The sequence below is a fragment of the Streptomyces sp. NPDC006510 genome, assembly GCF_040611955.1.
Lineage (GTDB): Bacteria > Actinomycetota > Actinomycetes > Streptomycetales > Streptomycetaceae > Streptomyces.
The window spans coordinates 1-6,299 of the sequence record NZ_JBEXPH010000320.1 but is presented as its reverse complement, the minus strand read 5'-3'; the positions used below and the strand labels follow the sequence as shown (position 1 = coordinate 6,299).

Annotated in this window: 5 protein-coding genes; 4 read left to right on the top strand and 1 reads right to left on the bottom strand. The window is 73.3% G+C overall.

What is annotated here, in order from left to right:
• The 4 genes from ABZY11_RS42195 to ABZY11_RS42180 form a co-directional block, all read left to right on the top strand.
• Nucleotides 1–1,138 (top strand): tetratricopeptide repeat protein (locus ABZY11_RS42195; RefSeq protein WP_356484252.1); only part of this gene is annotated, 1,138 nt, incomplete at its 5' end.
• Nucleotides 1,135–2,466: a protein phosphatase 2C domain-containing protein gene (locus tag ABZY11_RS42190; protein ID WP_356484251.1), complete on the top strand. Its 1,332-nt coding sequence runs from the start codon at nucleotides 1,135–1,137 to the stop codon at nucleotides 2,464–2,466. The genes ABZY11_RS42195 and ABZY11_RS42190, both read left to right, overlap by 4 nt.
• Nucleotides 2,467–2,605: 139 nt before the next feature.
• On the top strand, nucleotides 2,606–3,964 hold the full coding sequence (locus ABZY11_RS42185; protein WP_356484250.1) for a VWA domain-containing protein: 1,359 nt from the start codon (nucleotides 2,606–2,608) through the stop codon (nucleotides 3,962–3,964).
• Nucleotides 3,965–4,099: 135 nt separating this feature from the next.
• Nucleotides 4,100–5,284 (top strand): FHA domain-containing protein, encoded by a 1,185-nt coding sequence (locus tag ABZY11_RS42180; protein ID WP_356484249.1) that lies wholly within the window; start codon nucleotides 4,100–4,102, stop codon nucleotides 5,282–5,284.
• Nucleotides 5,285–5,290: 6 nt separating this feature from the next.
• Here ABZY11_RS42180 and ABZY11_RS42175 read toward each other — a convergent pair whose 3' ends face one another.
• Nucleotides 5,291–6,271 carry a methyltransferase domain-containing protein gene (locus ABZY11_RS42175; protein WP_356484253.1) on the bottom strand — a complete coding sequence of 327 codons (981 nt, stop codon included), beginning with the start codon at nucleotides 6,269–6,271 and terminating at the stop codon, nucleotides 5,291–5,293.
• Between the last annotated feature and the right edge of the window lie 28 nt (nucleotides 6,272–6,299).

Here is a 6,299-nt window from a genome sequence, read left to right as displayed (position 1 = left end):
GGGCGCCCCGCCCTCCCCCGGGTACGCCGCGCCGGGGGCCGGTCCGCTGACCACGCCGCCCACCCACGTCCGGGCGGGCAGCGGCCCGAGCGGCGGGGCCGTCGCGTACCCGCAGGCGCAGGCCGCGATCCCGGCTCCCCGGGTCCCGGCCGGCGAACCCGGTGCGCTCCCGGGTCTTCCCGTCCCGGACGGCCCCCGGCTGGTCCGGCTCGACGTACGGTCCACCTCGCTCGCGCTGCCCGTGCCCCGGGTCGACGCGAGCGACCCCAACGCTGGTTTCCTCGCCGGGCTGATGACCACCGCCCCGTCCGAGCTGATCTCCGCGCTGAACACCGTGCCCGTGGCCTCGCTGGAGACCCGGCTGCGCGAGCTGCGCGCCCGCCTGGAGCTGAACGAACTCGGTGCCGCGGGGGAGACCCTGACGGCGCTGGAGGGCCAGCACCCGGACGACTGGCGGGTCGTCTGGTACCGCGGCATCACCTCGCTGGTGACCGGTGACAACGAGAACGCGGCGCTCTCCTTCGACGCGGTGTACGACGCGTTCCCCGGCGAGCCGGCGCCCAAGCTGGCCCTGGGGATCTGCGCGGAGGTCCTGGGCCAGCTGGACAACGCCGCCGAGTACTACCGGCTGGTGTGGACGACCGACCCGAGCTTCGTCAGCGCCGCCTTCGGGCTGGCCCGGGTGCAGATCGCCGCCGGGGACCGGGCCGGGGCCGTCCGGGCGCTGGAGTCGGTGCCGGAGGCATCGATCCACTACACGGCGGCCCGGGTCGCCGCGGTGCGTGCCCGGCTGCGCGAGCGGGCCCCGGACGAGCCGCTGCTCGTCGATCTGATGGCCGCCTCGGCCCAGGTCTCGGGGCTGGCCGGATTCGGTCTGGACGCGGTGCGCCGGGAGCAGCTGTCGACCGAGGTGCTGGGGACGGCGCTCGACTGGGTACTCTCCGGTAGCCCCATCGCCCGGCCCGCGGCCCAGTCGCCCGTGCCGAAATCGCTGCTCGACAGCGAGCTGGACGAGCGGGGCCTGCGCTTCGGGCTCGAGCGTTCTTACCGGATGCTCGCCAGGCTTGCGGAGCCCGGCGATGAGAGGATCGAACTGGTGGAGCGGGCCAACCGTTTCCGCCCCCGGACGTGGGTGTGAAAATGTCGCAGAAGCCCCAGGAGACGGCCCTGTCGAAGTGCCCCGGCTGCGAGGAGCCGCTGGAGCCGGGGGACCTGTTCTGCGGTGCCTGCGGGTACGACCTGTCGGCCGTGCCCGCCGCTCCCCAGGACCACCCGACGATCGCCATCACCGTGCCGGCGGAGAACGGTGCGGCGGCCGCCGCCCCCGCTCCGGCGGGCGACGCGGGCGAGGTCCGCTTCGACCGGCGGCGCGAATCGGGCGGGTCGGACGACTTCGAGCTGGCCGCCCCCGCGTCGGCCGGTACGCCGTCCGGCGAAGCGGCCGCGTCGTCGGCCGACGCCCCGGCGCCGGCGTCCGCGCCCGACCCGCGTACCCCCGCCGCGCAGCCGGTGGCGGCCACGCCGCCGGCCGGTGCCAAGCGGTGTGTGGCCTGCCGGGCGGGCAGTGTCGACACCGACGGCTACTGCGAGAACTGCGGTCACGCCCAGCCGCGCGAGCGCGACCACATGGAGCAGGAGCTCGGTTCGGTGGCCGCCGTCAGCGACCGGGGCCTGCGCCATCACCGCAACGAGGACTCGTTCGCGGTGTCGACCACCGCCCTGCCCGACGGCTCACCGGCCGTCGTCGCGATCGTCTGCGACGGTGTCTCGTCGGCCAGCCGCCCCGACGAGGCCTCGGCGGCCGCCGCGAGCGCGGCCAACGAAGCGCTGCTGGAGTCGCTGCCGCGCGGCACCCACCCGCAGCAGGCGATGCACGAGGCGATCGTCGCGGCCGCCGAGGCGGTCAACTCCCTGGCCCAGGAGCCCGGCCGGGCCATGGAGCACGACCAGCACCGCCACCGGAACGCCCCGGCGTGCACCCTGGTCGGCTCGATCATGGCGGGCGGCCTGCTGATCGTCGGCTGGGTCGGCGACAGCCGGGTCTACTGGGTGCCCGACGACCGCACCACCCCGCCCGCCCGGCTGACCGAGGACGACTCCTGGGCCGCACAGATGGTGGCGGCGGGCCTGATGAACGAGGCCGAGGCGTACGCGGACGAGCGCGCCCACGCCATCACGGGGTGGCTCGGTGCCGACGCGTACGAGCTGGAACCGCACACCGCGTCCTTCAAGCCGGACCGGTCCGGTCTCGTGGTCGTGTGCACGGACGGCTTGTGGAACTACGCGGAGTCGGCGGCCGAGATGGCCGCGGCGGTGCCGGCCGACGCACATCAACGGCCGCTGCACGGCGCGCAGGTGCTGGTGGGTCATGCGCTCGACGGTGGGGGCCACGACAACGTAACAGTGGCCCTGCTGCCGTTCACCGTGGAGCCGCAGGGGGCAGGATCGGCCTGCGATACCACGTGAGTCCCGTTCCGTAACGCTTGATTCCAGTTCTGACCGTATTCCAGTGCTGACCGTCCGGTCCGCCACCGCTGACTTCGCCCGTCTTTCTTCCCTCACAGCTGTCTTCATCCGACACCTGGAGTCCCAAGGAGCCGACCAGATGGCCAACTTCTCCAAGTCGAACGTGCCGCAGTTCTCCGTCGAGGTGTACCAGAACGAATATCTGCCGGAGGGCGGCCGCGAGGTCAACGCGATCGTCACGGTCACCTCGACCGGAGGCGGTACCACCGGCGGGGTCCCGCTGTCCGGTGCGTCCGCGACGCCCGCGCACGTTCCGGGGCAGGCGCCGAACGCCGCAGTGGTGATCATGGTCGACTGCTCCGGCTCGATGGACTATCCGCCGACGAAGATGCGCAACGCCCGCGACGCGACGGCCGCGGCCATCGACACCCTGCGCGACGGCACCTCGTTCGCCGTCGTCGGCGGTACGCACGTCGCCAAGGAGGTCTACCCCGGCAACGGCCGCCTCGCCGTCGCCGACGCGCGGACCAAGGCCCAGGCGAAGGAGGCCCTGCGCGCGCTCAGTGCCGGTGGCGGTACGGCGATCGGCACCTGGCTGCGGCTGGCCGACCGGCTGCTCGGCGCGGCCGACGTCCGGATCCGGCACGGCATCCTGCTCACCGACGGCCGCAACGAGCACGAGGCTCCGGAGGACCTGCGGGCGGCGCTCGAATCCTGCGCGGGCCGCTTCACCTGTGACGCCCGCGGTGTCGGCACCGACTGGGAGGTGAAAGAGGTCACAGCGATCGCCTCCGCGCTGCTGGGCACGGCCGACATCGTCGCCGACCCCGCGGGGCTGGCCGCCGACTTCACGCGGATGATGGAGAACGCGATGGGCAAGGAGGTCGCGGATGTCGCACTGCGGCTCTGGACGCCCGTCGGGGTCGAGATCAAGTTTGTGAAACAGGTCGCACCGACGGTCGTCGATCTGACCGACCGGCGCACCGAGGCGGGCCCCCGCGCCGGGGACTACCCCACGGGTTCCTGGGGCGACGAGTCCCGCGACTACCACGTGTGCGTGACTGTGCCGCAGGCCGGGATCGGGCAGGAGATGCTGGCGTCCCGGGTCTCGCTGGTCCTCCCCGACCCGTCGGGCGGGGCTCCGCAGACGCTCTCGCAGGGCCTGGTCCGGGCCGTGTGGACCGAGGACATGGTGGCGTCCACCTCGATCAATCCGCAGGTCGCGCACTACACCGGCCAGGCGGAACTGGCACAGGTCATCCAGCAGGGGCTCGATGCCCGCAAGTCGGGGGACTTCGACGGCGCGACCGCGAAACTGGGCCGCGCGGTGCAGCTGGCGTCGGCGTCCGGGAACGAGGACACTGCGAAACTGCTTTCGAAGGTAGTGGACGTCGTGGACGCGGCGACCGGTACTGTGCGACTGAAGGCAAAGGTCGCGGACGCCGACGAGATGACCCTCGAAACGCGCTCGACCAAGACCGTTCGCGTCAAGAAGTAACCACCGAGCAACACCGCAAGCAACCACAGAGCCACATGGTCGAGCCGCCCGGCCGGGAACGATCCACCGGGAGGCGAAGAGCAGGAAAAAATACGCCGGCCCAGGGGCCGGCCCAGGAGAGGGGGAAGCGCCGACATGCCGACCTGCCCGAACGGACACCAGTCGGGTTCCGATGACTGGTGCGAGGTCTGCGGCCATCGCATGACCGGCGCGGGCGCGCCTGCGGGCGCGGTCCCCCCGCCGCCGCCCCCGCCGCCCGCTCCCGGTTACGGCTACCCGCCGGGCCCGGGATCCGATGCGACCCAGCAGGCGGAGCTCTGCCCGCAGTGCCGCACGCCCCGCGAGGCGATGGCGCCGTTCTGCGAGGAGTGCCGCTGGAACTTCCTCACGAACACCGCGACGTCGTACACGCCGCTGGCCCCGGCCCACGGCGTTCCCGGCCCGCCGCCCGGACTCAACCTGCCGCCCGGCTTCCAGGCGCAGCAGCCGCCGGGCCCGACGCAGCAGCAGCGCGACCCGTTCGAGTACCAGGGCTCGCGGCCCTCGCAGATGAACCGCCCGGCCGAGCCGCTCTCCTCCGAGCAGGGCAACCAGCCCGGTCCCCCGGCCCCCGGGCCGGGCCCGCAGTCGCCCCCGCCGCCGTTCCAGCAGCAGGGTCCGACGCCTCCGCCGTCCTTCCAGCAGCAGTCCGCACCGCCCTCGCCGTTCCAGCAGCAGTCCGCGCCGCCGCCGTTCCAGCAGCAGTCGGCGCCGCCCGGGTTCGAGCAGCCCGGTCCGCCGGCTCCGCAGCAGCCTGCCCCGCCGCAGGGACCGCAGGGCGACGACGACTGGATGCTGTCGCCGCCGTCCCGTACCCAGGGCCCGCCGCAGCAGCAACAGCCGCCGTTCCCGGGGCAGAACCAGAACCAGCCGCCCGCGAGCTGGACCGCGGTCATCGCCCCGGACCGTGAGTACTTCCTGGCGATGATGCAGCGCAGCGGCCCGGAGGCGACCGGGCTGAACCTGCCCGCGTACTCCCCGGAACAGCAGCTTCCGCTGGCCGGCAACCAGATCACCATCGGCCGCCGCAGGCACAGCACCGGCGAGTCCCCCGACATCGATCTGTCCGTGCCGCCGGAGGACCCGGGCGTCTCGCACCAGCACGCCGTGCTGGTGCAGCAGCCCGACGGCAGCTGGGCCGTGGTCGACCAGAACTCCACCAACGGCACCACGCTCAACGGCGCCGAGGACCCGATCCAGCCGTATGTCCCCGTCCCGCTCCAGGACGGCGACAAGGTGCATGTCGGAGCGTGGACGACGATCACGATCCGCCGGGGCTGATCCGGGTCAGACGGTGGGCAGTGGCCAGGCGTACGGTCCCTCGGGGTCGTCCAGCCAGGCCCACTGCCGCCCGTCCCTGACCGTGATGCCGAACCTCTCCCGCTCGGGGCGCTTCTCGCGCCGCCAGAGCGAGAGCGCCTCGCGCGGGTCGAGGGAGGCCCCGGTGAGCGTCAGCAGGAACCGGAAGAGATCGTTCTCGCTGACGTGCCTCGGCACCGCGCCGATGTGCGGGCGCCGTGCGGGCTGTGCCGGAGTGCCGCGCAACGGTACGAAGTAGGCGGCCGTGTGCAGGAACCGACCCTCGGCGTACTTCCCGTGTGCCGTCTCCCCCACCCGCAGCGCGATCAGTCCGGTGGCGAACGGGGCCAGGATCCGGGCGCCCGGTACGCACTGCTCCAGCCAGGGCTGCGGTACGCACGGCAGGGTGCAGGTCGCGATGATCCGGTCGTACGGGCCTCGCCGGGGCCAGCCCCGTGTCCCGTCCCCGGTGATCACCGCCGGGTGGTATCCGGCCGCGGCCAGGTGCCGGCGGGCCGACTCGGTGATCTCCGGGTCGAGGTCGACGGTGGTCACGGCGTCGTCGCCGAGCCGGTGGGCCAGCAGCGCCGCGTTGTAGCCGCTGCCCGCGCCGATCTCCAGGACCCGGTGCCCCTCCTGTACGTCCAGCTCTTCGAGCATCCGGGCCATCAGCGAGGGCTGGCTGCTCGACGAGATCAGTTCGCCGTTCCGGATCCGGGTGGCCAGCGGCCCGTCCTCGTACGCCCCTCGCAGCCACCGGGCCCGCCGGTCCGGGTCGGGGTCCTCGCACCACAGGCGGTCGTAGCCGCCGCCCACGAAGTAGTACGGCACGAACAGATGCCGCGGCACCTCCTCGAAGGCGGCCCGCCAGCCGGGGTCGCCCAGCGCCCCACCGGCCACGATGCCGCGCACCATCGCCCACCGCTCCTCGGCGGCGGCCGCGGCGAACCGATCGGTGTGCGCGTCCATGTCTCCACCTTCCAGCGCCGCGGGCCCG